Origin of the sequence: Jannaschia seohaensis (genome assembly GCF_900116765.1) — a bacterium.
Lineage (GTDB): Bacteria > Pseudomonadota > Alphaproteobacteria > Rhodobacterales > Rhodobacteraceae > Jannaschia > Jannaschia seohaensis.
In genome coordinates this window covers 152172-173961 of sequence record NZ_UETC01000001.1, presented here as the reverse complement: position 1 = coordinate 173961, position 21790 = coordinate 152172, and the positions used below count along the sequence as shown (strand labels likewise).

Genomic DNA, 21790 nt, shown 5'->3' with positions numbered 1-21790 from the left:
GCGTCTGACAGTGAAGAACGAAACAGAAACATGGCAAAGATCCGGGTTCGGGATCTATGTGCATTGGCCGTTCTGCGCGGCCAAATGTCCCTATTGCGACTTCAACTCCCATGTCAGCGCGAAGGTGGATCAGGCGCGGTTCAGAGATGCCTACCTGGCGGAATTGCGCTATTGGGCCGAGCGGACGCCAGGGCGTCGGGTGTCGTCGGTGTTCTTCGGCGGTGGCACGCCGTCGCTGATGGATCCGTTTGTAACCCATGACATTCTAGCCGAGATCCGGGGCCTGTGGACCATGGCGAACGATCTCGAGGTCACGTTGGAAGCCAACCCCACGTCGGTGGAATCGGCGCGCTTTCAGGGCTTCATGGACGCCGGTGTCACGCGGATGTCGGTTGGATTGCAGGCGCTTGATGATCTGTCTCTGAAGCGGCTCGGGCGGCTGCATAACGCGGCAGAGGGACGTCGGGCTTATGAGATCGCGCGTAGTGTCTGCGACCGTGTGTCCTTCGATCTGATCTACGCGCGGCAGGACCAGGATCTTGCGGATTGGCGGAGGGAGCTGAGCGAGGCCATGACGATGGGGCCCGACCATCTTTCACTCTACCAGCTGACGATCGAGGAGGGGACCGCCTTTTGGGATCGGGCTCAGGCCGGCGGCTTGAGGGGACTACCGGACGAGGACCGGGCCGTCGCCCTTTACGAGGTGACGCAGGAGCGGTGCGAAGCCGCCGGTCTGCCTCGCTATGAGGTGTCGAACCATGCCCGACCGGGGCAGGAGAGCCGACATAATCTGATCTATTGGCAAGGCGGGGACTGGCTAGGCATCGGGCCGGGCGCACATGGGCGCGTCGGCGGCGCCAATGGCCGGCGCGCGACCGTCAACCGGGCCATGCCGAACGATTGGCTCACGGCTGTCGAAGGGCAGGGGGTTGGACTGCTCCACTCGGAGATTTTGGACCGCGCCGATATCATTGACGAATACGTCATGATGGGGCTGCGGCGGCGGCAAGGCATCGACCTGGAGCGGGTCAAATCGCTCGGCGGAGAGATCAGCGCGGGCACGATCGCTCGGCTCTCAGAGGACGGATTGATCGCGCTCGAAGCGGGGCGGCTGCGGGCAACCGAGCGCGGAACTCTGCTTTTGAACGCGATCGTCGCCGAGTTAAGTGTCGCCTAGGCCGTTGGAAAGCAGATTGCACAGCCGGTCCAACTCATCGAGCGATCGATAGCGGATCGACACATGTCCCCCTTCGTCGCCGGGGACATGCGCGATCTGGACCAGGAGGCCGAGCGCGGCGGTCAGGTCGCCTTCTAGGGCGCGGGTATCGGCATCCTTCTCGGCGGCTTTCGGGCGCGACTGCTTGGACGGTCGCGCGCCCTTTGCGAGCTTTTCCGTTTCGCGGACCGACAGGCCTTCCCGGACGACCTTTTGTGACAGGGCTTCCGGGTCCGGCGCCGTCACGAGGGCGCGGGCGTGGCCGGCAGAAATTTCTCCGGAGCGAAGGCGGTTCTGCACCGAGTCCGGGAGCTTCAGGAGTCGCATCAGATTGGCGACATGGCTCCGCGACTTGCCGAGCTGCGTCGAAAGCTGCTCCTGGGTGTGGCCGAAGCGTTCGATGAGATCGCGATAACCCGATGCCTCTTCAATCGCATTCAGATCGTCACGCTGGATGTTCTCGATAATCGCGACTTCCAGCACTTCAGTGTCGTCGAACTCCCGTACGAGAACAGGGACCTCATGGAGACCGGAACGCTGGGCCGCGCGCCACCGGCGTTCGCCGGCCACGATTTCATAGAGCACGTCCTCGCCCGAGATCGGCCGCACAATCAGAGGCGAAAGCACGCCCTTGGCGGAGATAGACGCAGCGAGATCCGACAGACGCTCCTCGTCAAATTGGCGGCGCGGCTGATTCGGGTTCGGGCGGATCTGCTCGATCGGCACCTGCCGATCTCCGGTGACAGGCCTCTTGGACGAGGCGTCGTCCGCGTCGACGCCAATATCAGCCATCAAGGCCGATAGACCACGGCGCATGGGCCTTCTCTGTCCGGTCTCAGACATGCGCGGGATCCTTCGTAATGGCGTTGCGTTCGAGCAGTTCGCTGGCAAGCGCGCGATAGGCGATCGCGCCGCGCGAGGTCGGATCGTAATTCAGCACGGGCATCGCATAGCTCGGCGCCTCGCTGAGACGGACGTTGCGCGGGATCTGCGTCTTGAAGACGAGATCGCCGAGATTCGCACGCGCGTCCTCCTGGACCTGGAGACAGAGATTGTTCCGCTTGTCGAACATGGTGAGGACGATGCCCTCGATCCGCAGATCCGAGTTCGCCGTCTCCCGGACTTCGCGGACCGTCAGCAGAAGCTGAGACAGACCTTCGAGGGCGAAGAATTCCGCCTGAAGCGGGACGATGACGGCATCGGATGCGACGAACGCGTTGATCGTCAGCAGGTTCAGGGAGGGAGGACAGTCGATCAGGACATAGTCGAATGGCGTCGACCGATGGCGCAGCGCATTGCGGAGGTGGACGACGCGGCGCGCCGTGGACATCAACTCTGCATCGGCTGAGCTGAGATCCATGGTCGCGGGAACAATCGCGAGGTTTTCGACATCGGTGGGCCGGGCCACCGTCTCGACCGAATCGGACCCGAGCAGCACGTCATAGACGGTCTTGGCGCGCGCACCCCTCTCAATTCCGAGGCCCGTGGACGCGTTTCCTTGCGGGTCAAGATCGATGATGACGACGCTCTTGCCTCGCATCGCCAGAGCGGCGCCGAGATTGATCGCCGTGGTCGTCTTTCCCACGCCGCCTTTCTGGTTTGCGATGCTGAAAATTCGCTTTCTTTTCACGGTCGATCCTTGACGTTTTCGAGCACGAGCACAGGCCCGGCTCCGGCCCTCTCGGTGGTCTTTGGGGTCACGTTGAAAGTCCAGCGGAGTTTAGCCTCTTCCACCTCGCTCTGCCATCGCAACCCCTTCGGAAATATGTAGACCGTGTCGTCTTTTCCATGACGCACGGCCAAGCGGAGAAGCTCAACCAGGGGCGCCAAGGCCCGCGCGGTAATGATATCCGCCTCATGTGGAGGGAAGGCCTCGATCCGGGCCCTACGGACATCGTAGGACATACCGAGTTCCCGCCGCACGGTCTGAAGAAAGGCCGCTTTCCGGGCATCGGCCTCGAGCAACGAGACATCTAGGTCGGGTCGCATGATCGCAATCGGAATGCCTGGCAGTCCGCCGCCACTACCGAGATCAAGGAGACGTTTTCCGCAGACCGGAAGCGCATCTACGACGCGAAGGCTATCCTCGATATGGCGTGTCCAGATCTCGTCGACCGTGCCGGGGGCGATGAGGTTGATCTTCGGGTTCCACCGGATCAGCAGATCTACGTATTTCTCGAGTGTTTCACGTGAAACATCCTCGCGAATGTCACCCGTCGTCATCTCGCAGAAGCTGCCCGTCTCGATTTGGTCGCTGCCAGAAGTGCGACGAGGGCCGCCGGGGTCATCCCCTCGATACGGGACGCCTGACCGACCGTTTCTGGCCGCAGACGCTTCAGCTTTTCCCGTTGCTCCGTGGTCAGCCCACCAACCACGTCGTAGTCGAATTCCAAACCCAAGGCGACAGCCTCGTCCCGTCGCAACATGTTCGCCTCTCGCTCCGCGCGAACGCGGTAATTCTCATAGAGAGACGAGCGCCAAACCTGATCCCAAATCGCGTCGTCTTCGTCCCGCTCTCCATCAAGGCACGACCGGACCGCATCGATCGAGACGTCCGGATCGCTCAACAGCGCATAGAGACTGCGCGGTGCACCGCTTCGAGGCCCATCTAGAACCTCACTCTTGGTCCGCTCGACGGAGCACAAGTCGGACTTCAGTCTCTCGATATCATCCATCTTCCGGCCAAAGATGCCTGCCCGCTTGGCGTCGACACACCCGAGCTGAATGCCGAGCGGGGTCAGTCGTTCGTCCGCGTTATCGGCGCGAACCGTTAGACGCATCTCAACGCGAGAGGTGAACATCCGATAAGGCTCACTCACGCCGCGCGTGATGAGATCGTCGACCATCACGCCAATATAACTCTCAAGCCGCTCGAAGACCGTCGGCGCCTCATTCCGTACGAATTGCACCGCGTTGATCCCGGCAACAAGCCCCTGCGCCGCTGCTTCCTCGTAGCCGGTGGTGCCATTGATCTGACCGGCAAGGAACAGGCCGGGAATTTCGGAGAGCTGGAGGTCGCGAGTCAGGCCACGCGGGTCGATGTAATCGTACTCGATGGCGTAGCCAGGGCGCACGATCTCGGCATTCTCAAGGCCATGAATGGTCCGAACATAAGCCTCTTGAATCTGCGCCGGAAGGGATGTCGAGATACCGTTCGGATAGACCAGATCGGACTCCAGCCCCTCCGGTTCGAGAAAGACCTGGTGGGAGTCCTTATCCGCAAAGCGCGTGATCTTGTCCTCGATGGACGGGCAATAACGGGGACCCACACCCTCGATCATGCCACCATACATCGCCGAGAGACCCAAATTCTCCCGCACGATCTCATGGGTCGCCGCATTGGTTGTTGTGATGCCACAACTGACCTGCCGCAGAACGGGACCCTTACTGAGGAACGAAAACAGCGTCGGCTCAGGATCGCCCGGTTGGTCGTCCAGGATTCCCCAGTTGATCGACTGTCGACGCAAGCGGGGCGGGGTACCGGTCTTCAATCGTCGAACGTCGAGACCCAGGTCCCGAAGACGCTGGCCCAGACGGGCTGCGGGGCGGGCTCCGATGCGTCCACCAGCCTGCGCCTCATGGCCGATCAGGATTCGTCCGCCGAGAAATGTTCCGGTCGCCAGAATGACCGCCTGGCCGCTGATCTCCGACCCATCGACGAGTGTCACACCACAAGCGCGTCCTTGGCTATCCTGAAGGAGATCGGAAACCTCGCCGAAGATCACCTCCGGTCCAGCGCCCGCACTGAATTCGGATTGGATTGCACGATGATACGCATCGCGATCCGCCTGAGCCCGTGGCCCTTGCACAGCGGGTCCGCGGCTCCGATTGAGGAGGCGAAACTGGATGCCGGCCGCATCCGCCGCACGTCCGATCAGACCGCCGAGTGCGTCGACCTCGCGAACGAGATGCCCCTTACCCAGGCCACCGATGGCAGGGTTGCAGGACAGCGCCCCCAAATCCGTGGGTGCCATGGTGACGAGCGCAACGCGCCCACCCATCCGATGCGCAACATGAGCGGCCTCGGTCCCAGCATGGCCAGCCCCGACGACGATGACATCGAATTGGCGATGTTTCACGTGAAACACTCCTATTTTCCGAGACAGAAGGACCGGAAGACCTCGTCGAGCACGTCTTCGACGTCGATCTTACCGACGACGCGCTCAAGATTCCTAATCGCGGATCTCAGGTCGGATACGACAAACTCCACACCCTGGTCAAATCCACCGGCCGTCACGGAGGACAAGATATCGATGGCGGAGATCAGGGCGGCGCGATCCCTCTCCCGCGACACGAAACCGGCTGATCCGGCCATTTCCTCCAAACGGTCCGCGATTTGGGAAAGAAGCGTCTCCAGTCCTTCGCCCGTCCGCGCGGACAGCCCAGGTTCTCCGTGGAGATCACATTTCGACCGCCGAACGAGATCGCCATCCTGACGGGCGATGGGAAAAGCCGGCGGCTCTGCTTCCTCGTGCAGGAAGATCCTGAGGTCTGCCCCCCGCGCCACACGTTCCGCCCTCTGAACGCCGAGCTTCTCGATCGGATCGTCGGTTTCCCGGAGCCCGGCCGTATCCGAGAGCAGGACCTTGTATCCCCGAAGATCAATGGCCCGCTCAATCACGTCCCGCGTCGTTCCCGCGATCTCCGAGACCAGAGCAACCTCACTGCGCGCGATGGCGTTCAGCAGGGACGACTTCCCCGCATTCGGCGCGCCGACGATGGCGACCGTAAACCCGTCGCGCAAAGACTGAGCCGCGCTGACGCCGTCCACCTCAGCCTGCATTTCCCCGAGGACGCCGCCCAGCAGGTCCATCACTTCGGGGAGAACGTCCACGGGGACCTCTTCATCCGCGAAGTCGATCGTGGCCTCAAGCAAGGCGGACGCCCGAACGATCCGCGTCCGCCAGCTCAGAACCAGATCGGACATCTGGCCGTTCAGGACGCGCATCGCCGCTCGACGTTGCTCCTCGGTCTCCGCTTCGATCACATCGGCGAGACCCTGGACCTCGGTCAGATCCATCCGGCCGTTGATCAAGGCGCGCCGGGTGAACTCCCCAGCTTCAGCGGGCCGAGCGAGGCCAATCTCGGAGATCCGCCTCAAGGTCGCGCGCTGAACCGCGATGCTCCCATGCAGATGCAACTCAACGACGTCTTCGCCGGTAAAGCTGGCGCCGGCCTCGAATGTCAACGTCAGGGCCTGGTCGAGAACGGTCCCGTCGCCATCCAGAATGTTCTGCAATCGCGCGACCCGGGCCGCGCCGCGACGGGCCCCCAGTGCTTCTAATGTGTGGAAAGCACCGGGTCCGGAGATGCGGACGATCGACACGCCAGCCTTCCCGGGCGCCGTCGCCAGGGCATAGATCGTGTCTGCCATGGCATCGCGCCGTCAGGAATTCATCGAGTCGAAGAAGTCCGCATTCGTCTTCGTCTGCTTCAACTTCGAGATCAGGAACTCGATCGCATCGGTGGTGCCCATCGGGTTCAGGATCCGGCGCAGCACGAAGGTCTTCTGCAAATCCTTCGGGTCGACCAGCAGATCTTCCTTCCGGGTTCCGGACTTGAGGATGTCCATGGCCGGGAACACCCTCTTGTCCGCGACCTTCCGGTCCAGAACGATCTCGGAGTTGCCGGTGCCCTTGAACTCTTCGAAGATCACCTCATCCATCCGCGAGCCGGTATCGATCAGTGCCGTGGCGATGATGGTCAGCGAGCCACCCTCTTCGATATTACGCGCCGCGCCAAAGAAGCGCTTCGGCCGCTGGAGGGCGTTCGCATCGACACCACCGGTCAGCACCTTGCCCGAGGACGGCACGACGGTGTTATAGGCCCTACCAAGTCTTGTGATTGAGTCTAGAAGGATCACAACATCTCGTTTGTGCTCGACCAGACGCTTCGCCTTCTCGATCACCATCTCGCTCACGGCCACGTGCCGCGTGGCCGGCTCGTCGAAGGTCGAGGAGATCACCTCGCCCTTCACCGAGCGCTGCATGTCCGTCACCTCTTCGGGCCGCTCGTCGATCAGCAGCACCATCAAGTAGCATTCCGGGTGGTTCGTCTCGATCGACTTCGCGATGTTCTGCAGGATCACGGTCTTACCCGTACGCGGCGGCGCCACGATCAGGGAGCGCTGACCCTTCCCGATCGGCGCGACAAGGTCGATGATGCGAGCAGACCGGTCCTTGATCGTCGGATCCTCGATCTCAAGCTTAAGCCGCTCATCCGGATAAAGCGGCGTCAGGTTGTCGAAGGACACCTTATGCCGCGCCTTCTCCGGCGCCTCGAAGTTGATCTGCGTGACCTTTGTGATCGTGAAATAGCGCTCGTTGTCGTCGGGCGCCTGGATCACGCCTTCGACCGTATCGCCGGTCCGCAGGCTATGCTGGCGGATCATGTCCGGCGAGACATAGATGTCGTCCGGCCCCGACAGATAATTCGCCTCGGGCGAGCGCAGGAAGCCGAACCCGTCCTGCAGCACTTCCAGGACGCCCTCGCCATAAATCTCCCAGCCCTCATCCGCCCGCTCCCGCAGGATGGAGAACATCATCTCCCCCTTGCGCATGGTCGAGGCGTTCTCGATTTCGAGTTCCTCGGCCATATCGACCAGCGCCTTGGGCGAGGTCGCCTTCAGGTCGCGCAGGTTCAGGGTGCCGGTCGGCTGCTCGATGGCGCCATCCGTGGCACCAGGGATATCGTCGCGCATGGGGCGAAGCTCCGTCGGGGAGGCGCGCGGGCCCATCGGGGCGGCGCCATTTTGAAAATCGGGAAAACGGGTCCGAGCCAGGACGGCTCTCCGTGCACTCGTCAGCTAAGCGCCCAGGATCACGCTGTCAACCAGCGCCCGCCGCTCACGGCTTGACGATGACCGAGACGACGATGACGATCATCAGCACCGTCGGCACCTCGTTCATCATCCGGTATCCTCGGCCGCTGACCTGCGCGTGACCGGCGGCCAACGCGGTTCGTTGCCCCGCGCACCAGAAGTGGAACCAGGTCATGGCGAGGACGCTGGCGGCCTTCAGCCAGGGCCAGACCGCGCCCCAATCGACGCCGCCCATCCCCACCATGATCAACCCGAAGAGCCAGGACGAGATCATCGCCGGGGTCATGATCGCCCGCAGCAATCGCCGCTCCATCACTTCCAGCACGGGGACCATCTCGGGGACGGCGTCCTGTTGTTCGACATGATAGACATAGAGCCGGGGCAGGTAGAACAGGCCAGCCATCCACGCGATCACCGAGATGACATGCAGCGCCTTGGCCCAAAGATATAGGTCCATCTCACCTCCACTTCTCGGCCTCCCTCTTAGAAAAATAGAAGAAAGGAAGATAGTTGTAGATGGACGGTTGAAGAACGGGGATGGAATCCTGTCCTCAAATCTGTCCACACGGGAGATATCGCCCAGGCATGTCGGTGGATATCCCGCGATTCAGTCCGATTTGACGGGCTTTGACCCGGGGACGGATCTGTGAGCGACTCAGGGAATAAGCCATCGGCTCGACCGCTCGGAGCGTCCCGCGGAACGCCATTCCTCCCCATGGATAACTTTGCCAGAACCCTCTAGGAACGGGCCAGTTCTCCCCCAACGCCCGCGAGGGGCCATTTCTCCCCGCCCTCTCGACAGGGTTTCCCGACCGGTTGCTCACGAAACGATCCACATGCTGACCCTCGCTTCCTCCTCCCGCACCCGGCAGAAGATGCTGTCCGACGCCGCGATCCCCTTCGAAGCCGTCCCCGCGCGGGTCGACGAGGCGAGCGTGCGCGAGGCGCTCCTGGCCGAGGGACATGGGCCGCGCGCGGTGGCGGACGCCCTGGCGGAACTCAAGGCGCTTCGCGTGCGGCGTCCGGGGCTCGTGCTCGGCTGCGACCAGACCTTGGACCATCAGGGAGAGCTGCTGGGCAAACCCGCCAGCCCCGAGGCGGCCGTGGCCCAACTCATGCGGCTGCGCGGGGGATCGCATAAGCTGCATTCCGCCGCCGTCCTGGCGGAGGATGGCCGCCCAGTCTGGCGTCATGTCGGCGACGTCACCATGGTCATGCGCCCCGCCTCGCCCGCTTATCTCGACGATTACGTGGCCCGGAACTGGGACACGATCCGCCATTCCGCCGGCGCCTATACGCTGGAGGGGGAGGGCGCCCGGCTTTTCCACCAGGTGCGCGGCGATTTCTTCAGCGTGCTGGGTCTGCCGCTGCTGCCGCTGATCGACTATCTGGTGACCCGAGGGGAGATTGCCGCATGACCCTGCTTGCTGGCGTGATCGGCGACCCGATTGCCCATAGCCGTTCTCCGCGTCTTCACGGCCATTGGCTGCGCCGATATGGCATCGATGGCCATTACGTGCCGCTCCATGTCCGGGCCGATGATCTGGAGGCGACGTTGGCCCTGCTGCCGCGGCTCGGATTCCGGGGGATCAACGTCACGATTCCGCATAAAGAGGCCGTCTTCGCTCTGGCGGACGAGACCACGGCCCGCGCCAGGGCGGTCGGTGCCGCGAATACGCTGACCTTCCAGGAAGGGCGTATCCTGGCGGACAATACCGACGGCTATGGTTTTACCGCCAACCTTGCGCAGGGGGCGGGACATCGAGACGTGCGCGCCCCGGCCTTCGTCCTTGGGGCGGGTGGGGCCGCGCGGGGGGTGATCGCCGCGCTGCTGGACGAAGGCGCGGCCCATGTCACGCTCACCAACCGCAGTGCCGACCGGGCCGAGGCTCTGGCCGCGCTGTTTGGAGACCGGGTGACGACCGTTCCCTGGATCGACGCTGCCCAGGCACTTCCGGGCCATGGCCTGCTCGTGAACACGACCAGCTTGGGGATGACCGGGAAGCCGCCGCTCGATCTCGACCTCGCCGGCCTCGACCCGTCGGCGACCGTCACCGATATCGTCTACACCCCGCTGGAGACGCCGCTTCTCGCCGCCGCCCGCGCCCGGGGACATCCAGTCGTGGACGGTCTGGGGATGCTGTTGCATCAAGCGGTTCCCGGTTTCCACGCCTGGTTCGGAGCCGAGCCGCGGGTGGACGAGGCGTTGCGTGCGGCGGTGCTGGCATGATCGTCCTCGGCCTCACCGGCTCCATCGGCATGGGCAAGACCACGACGGCGCGGATGTTCGCGGAGCGTGGCGTCCCGGTCTGGGATGCGGATGCGGCGGTGCATCGCCTCTACGGCCCGGGCGGGGCCGCCGTCGCGCCGCTTCGCGCCGCCTTCCCCGAGGTCGTGCGAGACGGCACCGTGGACCGCTCCGCCCTGCGTGAGGTCATCACCGCCGACCCCACGGCGCTGAAGCGCGTCGAGGCTATCGTCCATCCCCTCGTCGCCGCGGACCGTGCGGCCTTCCTGGCCGAGACCGACGCGCCGATCGTCCTGCTCGACGTGCCGCTCCTGTTCGAAACGGGTCTTGCGGTGGACCGCTCCATCACCGTCACTGCGCCCCCCGAGGTGCAGCGCGCCCGCGTGCTGGAGCGCGGGACCATGACCGAGGCGGCGTTCGAGGCGATCCTGGCCAAGCAGATGCCCGACGCGGAAAAGCGCGCCCGCGCCGACTATGTCATCGAGACGACGACGCTTGAGGCCGCCGCCGCCCAAGTCGACGCCATCCTGGAGGAGCTGAGATGAGAGAGATCGTCCTCGACACCGAGACCACCGGGTTCGAGCCCGAGTCCGGCGACCGGATCGTCGAGATCGGCGCCGTCGAGCTGATCAACCACGTGGCCACGGGCCGCACCTATCACCAATATATCAACCCCGAGCGGAGCATGCCCCAGGGCGCCTTCGAGGTGCACGGGTTGGGCGACGATTTCCTCAAGGATTTTCCGGTCTTCGGACAGATCGGCCAGCAGTTCCTGGACTTTATCGGCGGCGACAAGCTGGTGATCCACAATGCGGCCTTCGACATGAAGTTTCTCAACGCGGAACTGGGCTGGATGGGCCTACCCCTCCTGCCGATGGAGCGGGCGGTCGATACGCTCGCCATCGCGCGCGCGAAATTCCCGGGCTCCCCGGCCTCGCTGGATGCGCTCTGCCGCCGGTTCGGCGTGGACAATTCGTCGCGGGAAAAACATGGCGCGCTGCTCGACAGCGAGATTCTCGCGGAGGTTTATCTGGAGCTGATCGGGGGACGTCAGACCAGCCTGACCCTGGCCGGCCCCGCGCGGCGCCGCGCTTCCGACGATGAGGGCGCGTGGAAGGCCTATGCGCGGCTCAGCCCCTTGCCCTCGCGTCTCTCGGACGAGGAGCGGGCGGCCCATGCGGCCTTCGTCGACTCTCTGGGGGAGGGCGCGCTGTGGAAAGCGTTGTGATCCCGCCCGACGCCGCGCGGAGTGCAGGCGGCGGGATCTGAGTATTTTTAGCCAGAAGAGGGGGGAGGGCAGCGCCTCCCTCCCCGCGGTTCCGACCGGGGGCCGGTCAGGCCTGCTGGGTCGGCTGCGCGCCCTGCGCCTGGGCCCGGCGCGTGATCTCGTTGCGATAGAGCGACACGAAATCGATGTTCTCGAGGTTGAGCGGCGGGAAGCCCCCGTCGCGCGTCACGTCCGAGACGATGCGGCGCAGGAACGGGAACAGCATCCGCGGGCACTCGATCAGCAGGTAGGGATGCAGCTGGTTCTCGGGCACGTTCTGGATCGCGAAGACGCCGGCATAGTCCAGCTCCATCACGAAGATCGCCTCGTCCCCGCCCTTTTTCTTGGCGGTGATATTGAGCTTGGTCGCGACCTCGAACTGGCCTTCCTGGGGGCGCTTGCGGGCGTCGAGCCCGACCTGGACGTTGATATCGGGCGAGCCGTCCATCGTCTGGCCCTTCTGGGCGGCGACATTCTCGAAGGACATGTCGCGGATGAACTGGCCCAGCACCTGCATGTTGGGCGCCTTCTGCGGCTGGGCGGCGCCGTTGGGGGTCGCGGCCTGCGGGGCGTCGGCCGCGGGCGCGGCGTCGGGCTTCGGAGCGTCGTCTTGATCGGCCATCTTGGCGTCCTTGGTCTGGAAAATGGTCCGGCCCGGCCTAGCAGAGGCCCGGCGAGGCTACAACTGGCGCTCAGTCGCGGCGTGCCGCATCCGGGTCGGTCCAACCCGACGGGCCGTCGCGGCGCGGCATTTCGACATACTCGCCCTCGATCACGTCGTCCTGGGGCGGGTGGTGAGGCCCGGGGCCCCGACCTGGATGCGGCCCCGGCTGGCCCATCGTGAAGGACTGCACCTCCACACGCGACCGGACATAGCGCATCACCGCGTCGCGCACGCCCGGGATCAGCAGCGCAAAGCCCACGGCATCCGTGAAAAAGCCCGGGGTCAGCAGCAACAGCCCCGAGGCCAGGATCATCGCGCCATGGGCCAGCGGCCGCGTCGGATCGTTAAGCCGCTCGAAGGACTGCTGGACCTCGGCTAGCTGCGCCAACCCCTGCCGGCGCACCAGATATGTCCCGGCGATTGCGGTGAGGACGACGATCAGCAGCGTCGGCCACAAACCCAAAAGCCCGCCCACCTGGATGAAAAGGGCGATCTCCAACAGGGGAACACCGATAAAGATCAGCAGCAGCCACATGGTCGTCCCCTCCGATCGGTCCTTGACCCTTCGCGGGCCTTACATATGTCCATCGGGTGCGATACCAACCCCGCATTGGACGGAGCCGAGATAGGGATGAACGACGCCGTGATACAACTTCTTGTCCTTGCCGGCATCGCCCTGTTCCTCGTCATCCGTCTCAAGAACGTTTTGGGCAAACGGACCGGCTTCGAAAAGCCGACCGCCGTTCAGGGCCGATCCGAGCCGCCCGTGCGCCGCGATTTCGAGGTGATCGAAGGCGGTCCAGATCGCGACATCACCGATCATGTCGATGACGGCACCGAAAGCGCCAAGGCACTGTCCGCCATGAAGCTGGCCGAGCCTGGTTTCATCGTCTCGGAATTCGTGTCCGGCGCGCGCGGCGCCTACGAGATGATCCTGATGGCTTTCGAGAACGGCGATCTATCCGAGGTGCAGGACTTTCTGTCGGAGGATGTTTACGAGGCCTTTCTCAGCGTGATCGCCGACCGCGAGGACAAGGGCCTCAAGATCGACGCCAATTTCATCGGCGTGCGCGAGACCACCCTCCTGGAGGCGGAGTTCGAGCGCGATACGAACGAGGCCCAGATCACGTTGCGTTTCGTCGGTGAATTGACATCGGTCGTGCGCGACAGCGAGGGCACGATTGTCGAGGGCAATCCGAACGAGATCAAGAAGCAGCGCGATGTCTGGACCTTCGCCCGGGAGATGGGCTCGACCGATCCCAACTGGAAGCTGGTGGCGACGGGCGGCTAACGCGTGACGGCCCGGCCCGATCCCACGCTCTCGGCCCGCGCGCCCTTCGTTCCGCCGGACGGCTGGGACGGCGACGACCTGGAAGCCGCGCTCGCGGCCTTTCGGCGGATGGAGGATCATCCCCTGGCTGAAGCGGCGCGGACAGCGTCCTCGGCCCGCGCCTTCTTCGAGACCCGGTTCACGCCGGCCCGCAACATCGCCGCGCGGATCACCGGCTATTATGAGCCCGAGCTCGACGCATCGCTGACCCGAACCCTGGAATTTCCGGTCCCGGTCCATGCTTTGCCCGATGGCGGGTGTTCCCTGCGCCGGTCCGAGATCGACACGCGGCTCAACGGTTATGTGCTGGCCTGGCTGCGGGACGAGGTCGACCGCTTCTTCCTCCAGGTGCAGGGATCCGGCCGTCTGCGCCTGGCCGACGGTTCGACCCTGCGTCTGGGCTATGGGGGCGGCAATGGCCACGCCTACCGCTCCATCGGCCAGATCCTGATCGAGCGGCAGGTGTTCGGGATGGACCTGACGGCCGAGCAACTGAAGGACTGGCTGCGGGCCGATCCGACGCGGGGCCGGGCGCTGATGGACGAAAATCCGTCTTACGTGTTCTTCCGCGTCCAGGATGGCCCGCCCGAGGACGGACCCATCGGGACCATGGGTTGTCCGGTGACCGCGGGGCGCAGCGTCGCTTGCGATCCCGCCCATACGCCGCTGGGCACGCCGGTCTGGATCCATGCGCCGGGGGTCAGCCGGCTCTGCATCGCGCAGGATACCGGGTCGGCGATCAAGGGGCCGGGCCGGTTGGACCTGTTCCATGGCACGGGGGCGGCGGCGGGTGAGGCCGCCGGTGAGATGAACCTCGCCGGGCGGATGACGCCGCTGATGCCCAGATGAGGCGGCGCCGCCTCAGCGCCGAGGATCGGGAGCTGTGGCAGCGCTACACACGCAGCACCGACCCCCTGGATGCCGCGCGCCGCGACGCGCCCCCGCCGGAGGCCGAACCGCCGAGAAAGCCGCGCCCCGTGCCCGCGCCGCGTGCCATCCAGCCCTTTACGCTCGGTGCGCGGGCCAAGGCGCGGGGCTCGGCCCATTCCCTTGCTCCGACCATCTCGGAGCAGGTCGCGGCGGCCCCGCTTCGGATGGATGCCAAGACGCATAAGCGCATGAAGTCCGGCAAGCTGCGCCCCGAGGCCAAGCTGGACCTGCACGGCATGACCCTGGCTCAGGCGCAGCCTGCGCTCGCGCGCTTCGTGATGTCGGCCCAGTCGGAGGGCAAGCGGCTGGTTCTGGTGGTGACCGGCAAGGGCAAGTCCAAGCCCTCGGACACGGTTATGCCCAACCGCCTCGGCGTGCTGAAGCATCAGGTTCCGACCTGGCTTGCGATGCCTCCGCTCGCCTCTGTCGTCCTCCAGGTCACCGAGGCCAGTCGTAGCCATGGCGGCTCCGGTGCCTATTACGTCTATCTTCGGCGCGGCTGAGGCGTCAGACGCGCCCCAATGCGGCGACGCGGGCGGTGACCGCTTCGGCGGCGGCGAGGTCCGCCTCCGGGATGTGCTCCAACGCCGCGCCCCGTCCGATCGTCGTGGGGTTGACGAGGTCCGAGGGGAACTCTCCGTGCGCCTCCGGTCCCAGAAAGGCCTTGAGCCGCTCCCAATGGAGCCCGGGCCGGGCGCAGAAATCCTCGTAGGAGATGACCAGGAAACGCTCGCCCATGGTCGCCCCGTAATCCAGCGCCCGCGCGTTCGCCTTGGTCCAGAAGCGGAGCTGTCGGACCGGGAGGGGCGCGTCCTCGGGCGGGTTCGGACCCCAGAGTTTCAGCTGATTGATGTTTCGGGACAGGGCCATGTCGTTCGCATCGCGCACGATGTGGATATAACGCAGGCCCCGGAAACGCGCGTCCAGCGCGGAGAGAAAGATATGCGTGTTCGGCTCTTTCCATCCCCATGGGCCGGGGGGTTTCGGTCCACTGGCGATCAGGCGGTCGACATTCTCCGCAATGGCCCCCGACGTCCAGTTTCCATGCGGCGGAAGATCGCGCCGCAGCCGGTCCAGGAGCGCCCGATCCTCAGGGCCCATGCGCCCCGAGAGGCCATGCGTCATCGCATCGTGGAACAGTCGCACGGCCTGATCGAGCGCCGCTTCGCTGGGGCAGGCGCGGGCGAAGTCTGGGCGCTTGAACAGGATCGTGAACCAAAGCATGTCCAAGGCCTTGTTCAAGTCCTCTCCGTTCCGGAACCCTGCCGCCTGGAGCAGCGCCGAAAAGATCCGCGTCCCACTGCCGCCGAGCCCACCGATGGCGACCGGTGGGCCAAAGTCTCGATCCATAACGCCTCCAAACTCGCGACCGAGAGGTCAACTTGCCTTAATCCTTTCGGATGCGAAAGATCGGTCCCACCCGATTGCTCCGGGAGGGCTTGCCGTCGCGCGGCATGTCATATCCCATGCTGGCAGGAGGACGGGATATGGATCTGCATCTTGGAGAGGTCCGCGCGTTGGTGACCGCCGGGGCCGGGGGGATCGGGCTGGAGATCGTGCGCGCGCTGCGTGAGGCGGGGGCGCGGGTGGCGCTTTGCGATTTGGACGAGGACGCGCTGGGCGCGGCCCGCGCCGCCGACGCGGAGCTCTTTGCCCGGCGCTGCGACGTGGCGGACGAGGCGGAGGCGGGCGCCTTCGTGTCCGAGGCGGTGGCGGCGCTGGGCGGGCTGGACCTGCTGGTGAACAATGCGGGCATCGCGGGGCCGACCGCGCCGCTGGAAAAGGTCGACGCGGCGGATTGGGCGCGCACGCTCGATGTCTGCCTGACGGGGGCGTTCTACGTCACCCGCGCGGCCATCCCCGCGCTGCGGGCTTCGGACCGGGGACGGATCGTGATGATGTCCTCGGCGGCGGGGCGCCTGGGCTTCGCCAATCGCGCGCCCTACGCGGCGGCGAAATGGGGGGTGATCGGCCTGACCAAATCCCTCGCGCGGGAGCTGGGGGGCGACGGGATCACGGTGAACGCGATCCTGCCGGGCCTCGTCGCGGGCGACCGCCAGCGGCGCGTGATGGAGGCGCGCGCCCAGGCCCAGGGCCGCACGATGGCCGAGATCGAGGCCGAGGCCTTCGCCTATGCATCGATCAAGGATTACGTCACCCCGCGCCAGATCGCCGATCAGGTGCTGTTCCTGGCCTCGCCCAGCGGCGCGACGATCTCGGGCCAGGCGATCGCCATCGACGGCGATCTCGGGATGCTGGGCTAGGGGGGGCCGGGATCGAAGGCGACCGAGGCCGGGTCGGTCAGCGGCCCGCCCGGCGTATCGCCATGGTCTGAGAGGGAAAGGAAGGCGGCCGTCCGCCGGGTGTCGTCGCGCCCTTGAAGCGCCTCCGTTGCGGTTTCGTGGAGATCGAGGAGAGTGTCGAAATAGGCCGGGCGGGCGGCCCGCCGCGTCGGCTGGGGTGCGCAGTCCGTCGGTGGGGTAGTCCGGGAAGAGCGTGCCGGTGTGCTGGTCGCTTATCAGGACCAGGATGTCGGGCTGGGTTAAGGGCGCGCCTCCCGGGGGGTGGCGTTGGCGGTGAAGAGGCGTTCGCCCGCGATCGTGTAGCCGTCGATCAGAGCCTGACCGCGCGGGCCGGTGAGCCAGTCTTCGAGCCGGAGCGCCCTGTCATGGGGCACATGCGGGTGCCGGTCCGGCGCCACGGGCAGGTAAGCATATTGGTTGAAGAGCGCGGGATCTCCCTCGAACAGGATGGTCATGTCGTCACGGTTCCCGAAATTGAGCCATGTCGCGCGATCCGACAGCACATAGGCCCCCATCGCCACCGCCGTGTTCAGGGCCGCGCCCATCCCGGCGCCGACGGGGCGATACCAGCCGCCCTCGGGGGAGAGCTCTGCGGCGTTCCACAGGCGCAGCTCCGCCTTGTGGGTTCCGCTGTCGTCGCCGCGGCTCACGAAGGGCGTGCCCGCGGCCGCGATGCGGGCCAGGGCGGTGGCGGCGTCGGGGGCGTCGGCGATCTCGGCTGGGTCGGAGACCGGCCCGATCAGAACGAAATCGTTATACATGATCTCCCGCCGGTGGGTGGCATGGCCTTGGGCCACGAAGGACTCCTCGGCGGCGCGGGAATGAACGAGGACTGCATCGACATCGCCCGCTTCGCCCAGCCGCAGGGCTTGGCCGGTGCCGACCACCAGAAGCTGGACATCGATGCCTGTTTCTGCCGCGATCTCGGGCAAGAGGATGTCCGCGAGGCCTGAGGCGTCGAACGAGGTGGTGACGGCCATGCGCAGCGTCTCGGCGCTGGCCGGAAGGGTGGTCAGAAGCATCAGCAGGAGGGCTAGGATCATTCGACAATGTCTCCTCTGAGAAAGGCGCGGGCGGCCTCGGTCTGTGGGTCCGAAAAGAAGGCGTCGGCGGGCCCGGTTTCGTGGACGCGGCCATGGAGCAGAAAGATCACCCGCGTGGCGATGCGCCGCGCCTGGCCCATGTCATGGGTGGCGAGAACCAGCGTCGTGCGAGAAGCGGCCCGGGCGAGATGGGTCTCGACCGCGCGGGTAGCGCGGCCATCGAGGGCGGCGCAGGGCTCGTCGGCGAAGAGCAGCTCGGGCTCGGTGATGAGCGCGCGGGCGAGGGCGAGGCGCTGGAGTTCGCCGCCGGAGAGGGAGGGGGCGGGCTGTGTCAGGAGGGTCGTGAGGTCGAAGCGGCGGGCCTGCTCATCGGCCCTTGCACGGGCCTCTTCGCGCGGGACACCGCGCAGCCGCAACGGGTAGGCGAGGTTGGCGGCGACCGAGCGCCGCAGGACGATGGGGCGCTGAAAGACGAAGGCCTGGCGCTGCCGGGCCTCGGCCTCGGGCACCGACCAGCGGATCCGGCCGCGTGCGGGCTGAAGTCCGTGCATCATCCGCAACAGCGACGTCTTGCCCGATCCGTTCGGCCCGATCACCGCGGTGACGTCGCCCGCCGGCAGGTCCAGGTCGATGGGGCCGACCAGGGTCCGGCCTCGGCGGACCAGGGCGGCGCCCTCCAGGCGCAGGGGCAGCAGGCTCACCATCGCCCGTGCCGCTCCGTCCGCATGGCCCAATGGCTCGCGCCGGACACGATCAGCGCCAGCGCGATCAGGACGATCCCCAGCCCCAGCGCCAAGGCGAAGTCGCCACGCCCGGTCTCCAGCGCGATGGCGGTGGTCAGGACCCGGGTCGCGCCGTCGATATTGCCGCCCACGATCATGATCGCCCCGACCTCGCCGATGGCGCGGCCGAAGCCCGCCAGCGCCGCAGTCAGCAGCGCCCGGCGCCCGTCCAGGATCAGCGTGGCCATCCGTTGCCACCGGGAGGCGCCCATCGAGATCAGCAGGTCGTGATACTCGGCCCAGAGCTCCCGCATGGCCTGATGGGCGATGGAGGCGACCAGGGGCGTGACGATGACCACCTGCGCGACGATCATCGCCGTGGGTGTGAAGAGCAGATCCAGCACGCCGAACGGGCCCGAGCGCGAGAGCATGAGGTAGACCACGAGACCCACCACCACCGGCGGCAGGCCGATCAGCGCGTTGAGCGTGGCGATCACAGTGCGGCGGAAGCGGAAGCGCCGCACCGCCAGCCAGGCCCCCAGCGGCAGGCCGATGAGGCAGGCGATCGCCACGGCGGTGAGCGTGACGCGCAACGACAGCAGCGTGATCTCGATTAGCTCCGCGTCCAGGGTGACGATCAGGCGGAACGCGGCGGCGAACCCGGCCAGCAGGTCGTCCATGGCCGATCAGCGGAGAGGCAGCGCGCGGGGCATGGTCCGCACCCCTGCATGGCCGGGGGCCGGAGCGCAAGCGCTCCGGTCAGGCGGGGCGCGCCTGCCCCGCCGGGACCGCCGCCGGCGCTGGGGTCTGCTGGCTCCGCGCCGCGGGCCGCCAGCCGCGCAGGCGCAAGGCGTTGCCCAGGACGAAGAGCGATGACAGCGCCATCGCCCCCGCCGCCAGCATCGGCGACAGTTGCAGCCCGAAGGCGGGCCAGAGAACGCCCGCCGCGACGGGGATCAGCGCCGCGTTATAGGCGAAGGCCCAAAACAGGTTTTGCCGGATATTGCGCAGCGTCGCCTGCGAAAGGGCCAGGGCGTTGGGCACGCCCGTCAGCGCGCCGGAGACGAGGACGACTTCGGCCGCCTCGATGGCGACATCGGTGCCGGTGCCGAGCGCCACGCCGATATCGGCCTCGGCCAAGGCGGGCGCGTCGTTGATGCCGTCGCCGACGAAGGCCACGACACCGTGGCGCGCGCGGAGATCGGCGACAGCCGCCGCCTTGCCGTCGGGCAGTATCTCGGCGGCGACGTCGTCGATGCCGAGGCCCCGCGCCACCGCCTGCGCCGTCCGGCGGTCGTCGCCGGTGATCATGGCCAGCCGCACGCCCCGGGCGCGCAGCGCGGCCAGCGCGGCGGGGGTGGCGTCGGCGATCGGGTCGGCCACCGCCAGAACGGCGGCGACCCGGCCCTCGACCGCGGCGAAGATCGGCGTCGCGCCGCCGGCGGCGAAGCGGTCGGCGGCTTCGGCCAAGGGACCGGCTTCGAACCCGAGCGATGCCATGTAGCGCGCCGCGCCGATCTGGACGCGCCGGCCCGCCACCTCCGCCGAGACGCCCATGCCGGGAACGGCCTCAAAATCGGACAACTCGGGCAGGGGCAGCCCCTGCGCCGCCTCGACCAGGGCCCGCGCCAGAGGATGCTCGGAGCGCGCCTCGACCGCGCCGACCAGCGACAGCACCGTCTCGCGGTCTTGGCCCGGCGCAAGCTCCAGATCGGTCAGGCGCGGACGCCCTTCGGTCAGGGTCCCGGTCTTGTCGAAGGCGACGACCTGGGCCTCGCTTAACCGTTGCAGCGCCGCGCCCTTGCGAAACAGCACGCCCATCTCGGCCCCGCGCCCCGTGCCCACCAGGATCGAGACCGGCGTGGCCAGCCCCATGGCGCAGGGACAGGCGACGATCAGGACGGCGACGCCCGCCACCACCGCATGGGCGAGGTCGGGGCCCAGCGTCAGCCAGAGCGCGAAGGTCAGCGCCGCGATGGCCAGCACGGCGGGCACGAACCAGGCCGTGACCCGGTCCACCACCGCCTGGATCGGCAGCTTGCCGCCCTGCGCCGCCTCGACCAGACGGATGATCGCGGCCAGTTGCGTGTCGGCTCCGACCGCCGTCGCGCGGAAGACCAGCGCGCCGGTCTGGTTCACCGTGCCGCCGGTCACGGGGTCGCCGGGCGCTTTGGCCACGGGCAGAGGCTCTCCGGTGAGCATCGACTCGTCGACGGTGCCGGTGCCCTCGGTGACGATCCCATCGACCGGAAAGCGCGCGCCGGGGCGCATTTCGATGATGTCCCCGGGGGCGAGCGCTGCGACAGGGGTTTGCTCGATCCCGGTGGCGCGGCGCACATGCGCGGTGGCCGGGCGCAGTCCTACCAGCCGCGCGATGGCCTGGGAGGCGCGGCCCTTGGCCCGGGCCTCCAGCCAGCGGCCGATCAGGATCAGGGTCACGATGACGGCGGCGGCCTCGTAATAGACGGCGACGCTATTGGGCGGCAGCACGCCCGGGGTGAGCGTCGCGACGAGTGAATAGAGATAGGCCGCCGTCGTGCCCAGCGCGACCAGCGCGTTCATGTCGGGCGACCGCCGGAGCAGGGCGGGCAGGCCCTTGGCGTAGAAGACGCGCCCCGGGCCGGCGAGGACCAGGGTCGTGAGCACCAGTTGGATCACCCAGCTGGTCTGCATGCCGATGGTCCCGGCGATCCAGTGGTGGAAGGCAGGGAAGACATGCCCGCCCATCTCCAGGACGAAGACAGGCGCTGTCAGCAGGGCCGCCAGCCCGGCGCGGCGGCGCATCGATTGGGCTTCATCGTCGCCCGTGTCCGCGGGCGTGGTCGCGTCCGCAACTGGCCGCCCTGGATACCCGGCGGCGGTGACGGCGTCGATCAGCGCCGCTTCCTCGGCCCAGCCGGTGACGGTCGCGCGCCCGGTGGCGAGGTTGACCGAGACCTCGTCCGCACCGTCGACGGCGGCGAGCGCCCGCTCCGCCCGGCCGACGCATCCGGCGCAGCTCAGGCCCTCGATGGTCAGCGTGACCGTGCGGGAGGGGACGGCATAGCCTGCCGCCTCGACCGCCTGAACGAGATCGGCGCGCCCCGCCGTGCCGTCGACGGTCGCCTTGCCCGTGGCGAAGTTCACGGCGGCCGCGGACACGCCGGGCACCTTGGCGAGCGCCCGCTCGACCCGCCCGGCGCAACCGGCACAGGTCAGCCCCGAGAGGGGAAGGGTGATGCTCTGGTCCGACATGGGAATCCTCCGC

At 66.7% G+C, this 21790-nt stretch carries 23 protein-coding genes; 9 read left to right on the top strand and 14 right to left on the bottom strand.

Annotation, left to right across the window (positions count from 1 at the left end; genetic code table 11):
- Positions 1–10 precede the first annotated feature (10 nt).
- Positions 11–1177 carry a radical SAM family heme chaperone HemW gene (hemW, locus tag DTQ71_RS00840; protein WP_109562405.1) on the top strand — a complete coding sequence of 389 codons (1167 nt, stop codon included), beginning with the start codon at positions 11–13 and terminating at the stop codon, positions 1175–1177.
- Here hemW and DTQ71_RS00835 read toward each other — a convergent pair.
- The 7 genes from DTQ71_RS00835 to hemJ all read right to left on the bottom strand — a co-directional run bounded on the left by DTQ71_RS00835 (position 1163) and on the right by hemJ (position 8493).
- Entirely contained in the window at positions 1163–2059 is an 897-nt protein-coding gene (locus DTQ71_RS00835) for a ParB/RepB/Spo0J family partition protein (RefSeq protein ID WP_109562404.1), read from the bottom strand. The two genes, hemW and DTQ71_RS00835, sit on opposite strands and share 15 nt — an antisense overlap.
- On the bottom strand, positions 2052–2846 hold the full coding sequence (locus tag DTQ71_RS00830; RefSeq protein ID WP_109562403.1) for a ParA family protein: 795 nt from the start codon (positions 2844–2846) through the stop codon (positions 2052–2054). Before DTQ71_RS00830 ends, DTQ71_RS00835 begins: the two co-directional genes overlap by 8 nt.
- Positions 2843–3439: a 16S rRNA (guanine(527)-N(7))-methyltransferase RsmG gene (gene rsmG, locus DTQ71_RS00825; protein ID WP_109562402.1), complete on the bottom strand. Its 597-nt coding sequence runs from the start codon at positions 3437–3439 to the stop codon at positions 2843–2845. The genes DTQ71_RS00830 and rsmG overlap by 4 nt, the downstream gene beginning before the upstream one ends.
- Positions 3436–5304, bottom strand: a complete 1869-nt coding sequence (gene mnmG, locus DTQ71_RS00820) for a tRNA uridine-5-carboxymethylaminomethyl(34) synthesis enzyme MnmG (RefSeq protein WP_109562401.1) — start codon at positions 5302–5304, stop codon at positions 3436–3438. Before mnmG ends, rsmG begins: the two co-directional genes overlap by 4 nt.
- A gap of 2 nt (positions 5305–5306) precedes the next feature.
- A complete protein-coding gene (gene mnmE / locus DTQ71_RS00815) occupies positions 5307–6590 on the bottom strand; it encodes a tRNA uridine-5-carboxymethylaminomethyl(34) synthesis GTPase MnmE (protein WP_109562400.1) in 1284 nt (427 codons plus the stop codon).
- Positions 6591–6602: 12 nt separating this feature from the next.
- Positions 6603–7916: a transcription termination factor Rho gene (rho, locus tag DTQ71_RS00810; protein ID WP_109562399.1), complete on the bottom strand. Its 1314-nt coding sequence runs from the start codon at positions 7914–7916 to the stop codon at positions 6603–6605.
- 145 nt (positions 7917–8061) lie between these two features.
- Complete coding sequence (gene hemJ / locus DTQ71_RS00805) at positions 8062–8493, bottom strand: protoporphyrinogen oxidase HemJ (RefSeq protein WP_109562398.1); 432 nt, start codon at positions 8491–8493, stop codon at positions 8062–8064.
- A gap of 379 nt (positions 8494–8872) precedes the next feature.
- Here hemJ and DTQ71_RS00800 point away from each other — a divergent pair, with 379 nt between their 5' ends.
- From DTQ71_RS00800 to dnaQ, 4 genes are read left to right on the top strand one after another with little or no spacing between them, the layout of a single operon-like run.
- Positions 8873–9454, top strand: a complete 582-nt coding sequence (locus tag DTQ71_RS00800) for a Maf family protein (RefSeq protein ID WP_109562397.1) — start codon at positions 8873–8875, stop codon at positions 9452–9454.
- On the top strand, positions 9451–10266 hold the full coding sequence (locus DTQ71_RS00795; RefSeq protein ID WP_109562396.1) for a shikimate dehydrogenase: 816 nt from the start codon (positions 9451–9453) through the stop codon (positions 10264–10266). The genes DTQ71_RS00800 and DTQ71_RS00795 overlap by 4 nt, the downstream gene beginning before the upstream one ends.
- Complete coding sequence (coaE, locus tag DTQ71_RS00790) at positions 10263–10829, top strand: dephospho-CoA kinase (protein ID WP_109562395.1); 567 nt, start codon at positions 10263–10265, stop codon at positions 10827–10829. Before DTQ71_RS00795 ends, coaE begins: the two co-directional genes overlap by 4 nt.
- Positions 10826–11512, top strand: coding sequence for a DNA polymerase III subunit epsilon (gene dnaQ, locus DTQ71_RS00785; RefSeq protein WP_109562394.1), 687 nt, complete (start codon positions 10826–10828; stop codon positions 11510–11512). The genes coaE and dnaQ overlap by 4 nt, the downstream gene beginning before the upstream one ends.
- Before the next feature lie 106 nt (positions 11513–11618).
- Here the strand turns inward: dnaQ and secB are convergent, their stop codons facing one another.
- Positions 11619–12173: a protein-export chaperone SecB gene (secB, locus tag DTQ71_RS00780; RefSeq protein WP_109562393.1), complete on the bottom strand. Its 555-nt coding sequence runs from the start codon at positions 12171–12173 to the stop codon at positions 11619–11621.
- A gap of 70 nt (positions 12174–12243) precedes the next feature.
- A complete protein-coding gene (locus DTQ71_RS00775) occupies positions 12244–12750 on the bottom strand; it encodes an FxsA family protein (RefSeq protein WP_109562392.1) in 507 nt (168 codons plus the stop codon).
- A gap of 96 nt (positions 12751–12846) precedes the next feature.
- On the opposite strand from DTQ71_RS00775, the gene DTQ71_RS00770 reads away from it, so the two are divergent.
- From DTQ71_RS00770 to DTQ71_RS00760, 3 genes are read left to right on the top strand one after another with little or no spacing between them, the layout of a single operon-like run.
- Positions 12847–13506 carry a Tim44/TimA family putative adaptor protein gene (locus DTQ71_RS00770; RefSeq protein WP_109562391.1) on the top strand — a complete coding sequence of 220 codons (660 nt, stop codon included), beginning with the start codon at positions 12847–12849 and terminating at the stop codon, positions 13504–13506.
- Between the two features lie 3 nt (positions 13507–13509).
- Entirely contained in the window at positions 13510–14394 is an 885-nt protein-coding gene (locus tag DTQ71_RS00765; protein WP_245947137.1) for an MltA domain-containing protein, read from the top strand.
- Complete coding sequence (locus DTQ71_RS00760) at positions 14391–14978, top strand: Smr/MutS family protein (protein WP_109562390.1); 588 nt, start codon at positions 14391–14393, stop codon at positions 14976–14978. Before DTQ71_RS00765 ends, DTQ71_RS00760 begins: the two co-directional genes overlap by 4 nt.
- A gap of 4 nt (positions 14979–14982) precedes the next feature.
- Here DTQ71_RS00760 and DTQ71_RS00755 read toward each other — a convergent pair whose 3' ends face one another.
- Positions 14983–15825, bottom strand: a complete 843-nt coding sequence (locus DTQ71_RS00755) for a sulfotransferase (RefSeq protein ID WP_109562389.1) — start codon at positions 15823–15825, stop codon at positions 14983–14985.
- A gap of 137 nt (positions 15826–15962) precedes the next feature.
- On the opposite strand from DTQ71_RS00755, the gene DTQ71_RS00750 reads away from it, so the two are divergent.
- Positions 15963–16739 carry an SDR family oxidoreductase gene (locus tag DTQ71_RS00750; RefSeq protein WP_109562388.1) on the top strand — a complete coding sequence of 259 codons (777 nt, stop codon included), beginning with the start codon at positions 15963–15965 and terminating at the stop codon, positions 16737–16739.
- A gap of 278 nt (positions 16740–17017) precedes the next feature.
- Here the strand turns inward: DTQ71_RS00750 and DTQ71_RS00745 are convergent, their stop codons facing one another.
- The 4 genes from DTQ71_RS00745 to DTQ71_RS00730 form a co-directional block, all read right to left on the bottom strand.
- Positions 17018–17821 carry an ABC transporter substrate-binding protein gene (locus DTQ71_RS00745; RefSeq protein WP_109562387.1) on the bottom strand — a complete coding sequence of 268 codons (804 nt, stop codon included), beginning with the start codon at positions 17819–17821 and terminating at the stop codon, positions 17018–17020.
- On the bottom strand, positions 17818–18525 hold the full coding sequence (locus DTQ71_RS00740; RefSeq protein ID WP_172500033.1) for an ATP-binding cassette domain-containing protein: 708 nt from the start codon (positions 18523–18525) through the stop codon (positions 17818–17820). The genes DTQ71_RS00745 and DTQ71_RS00740 overlap by 4 nt, the downstream gene beginning before the upstream one ends.
- A complete protein-coding gene (locus tag DTQ71_RS00735) occupies positions 18519–19223 on the bottom strand; it encodes an ABC transporter permease (protein WP_109562386.1) in 705 nt (234 codons plus the stop codon). Before DTQ71_RS00735 ends, DTQ71_RS00740 begins: the two co-directional genes overlap by 7 nt.
- 79 nt (positions 19224–19302) lie before the next feature.
- Positions 19303–21777 (bottom strand): heavy metal translocating P-type ATPase, encoded by a 2475-nt coding sequence (locus DTQ71_RS00730; protein ID WP_109562385.1) that lies wholly within the window; start codon positions 21775–21777, stop codon positions 19303–19305.
- Between the last annotated feature and the right edge of the window lie 13 nt (positions 21778–21790).

Coding starts and splice junctions, on each gene's coding strand:
- DTQ71_RS00835 (WP_109562404.1), bottom strand. CDS start 2,059: ATGTCTGAGACCGGACAGAGAAGGCCCATGCGCCGTGGTCTATCGGCC.
- rsmG (WP_109562402.1), bottom strand. CDS start 3,439: ATGACGACGGGTGACATTCGCGAGGATGTTTCACGTGAAACACTCGAG.
- mnmE (WP_109562400.1), bottom strand. CDS start 6,590: ATGGCAGACACGATCTATGCCCTGGCGACGGCGCCCGGGAAGGCTGGC.
- rho (WP_109562399.1), bottom strand. CDS start 7,916: ATGCGCGACGATATCCCTGGTGCCACGGATGGCGCCATCGAGCAGCCG.
- hemJ (WP_109562398.1), bottom strand. CDS start 8,493: ATGGACCTATATCTTTGGGCCAAGGCGCTGCATGTCATCTCGGTGATC.
- DTQ71_RS00800 (WP_109562397.1), top strand. CDS start 8,873: ATGCTGACCCTCGCTTCCTCCTCCCGCACCCGGCAGAAGATGCTGTCC.
- DTQ71_RS00795 (WP_109562396.1), top strand. CDS start 9,451: ATGACCCTGCTTGCTGGCGTGATCGGCGACCCGATTGCCCATAGCCGT.
- coaE (WP_109562395.1), top strand. CDS start 10,263: ATGATCGTCCTCGGCCTCACCGGCTCCATCGGCATGGGCAAGACCACG.
- dnaQ (WP_109562394.1), top strand. CDS start 10,826: ATGAGAGAGATCGTCCTCGACACCGAGACCACCGGGTTCGAGCCCGAG.
- secB (WP_109562393.1), bottom strand. CDS start 12,173: ATGGCCGATCAAGACGACGCTCCGAAGCCCGACGCCGCGCCCGCGGCC.
- DTQ71_RS00775 (WP_109562392.1), bottom strand. CDS start 12,750: ATGTGGCTGCTGCTGATCTTTATCGGTGTTCCCCTGTTGGAGATCGCC.
- DTQ71_RS00770 (WP_109562391.1), top strand. CDS start 12,847: ATGAACGACGCCGTGATACAACTTCTTGTCCTTGCCGGCATCGCCCTG.
- DTQ71_RS00760 (WP_109562390.1), top strand. CDS start 14,391: ATGAGGCGGCGCCGCCTCAGCGCCGAGGATCGGGAGCTGTGGCAGCGC.
- DTQ71_RS00755 (WP_109562389.1), bottom strand. CDS start 15,825: ATGGATCGAGACTTTGGCCCACCGGTCGCCATCGGTGGGCTCGGCGGC.
- DTQ71_RS00750 (WP_109562388.1), top strand. CDS start 15,963: ATGGATCTGCATCTTGGAGAGGTCCGCGCGTTGGTGACCGCCGGGGCC.
- DTQ71_RS00745 (WP_109562387.1), bottom strand. CDS start 17,821: ATGATCCTAGCCCTCCTGCTGATGCTTCTGACCACCCTTCCGGCCAGC.
- DTQ71_RS00740 (WP_172500033.1), bottom strand. CDS start 18,525: ATGGTGAGCCTGCTGCCCCTGCGCCTGGAGGGCGCCGCCCTGGTCCGC.
- DTQ71_RS00735 (WP_109562386.1), bottom strand. CDS start 19,223: ATGGACGACCTGCTGGCCGGGTTCGCCGCCGCGTTCCGCCTGATCGTC.
- DTQ71_RS00730 (WP_109562385.1), bottom strand. CDS start 21,777: ATGTCGGACCAGAGCATCACCCTTCCCCTCTCGGGGCTGACCTGTGCC.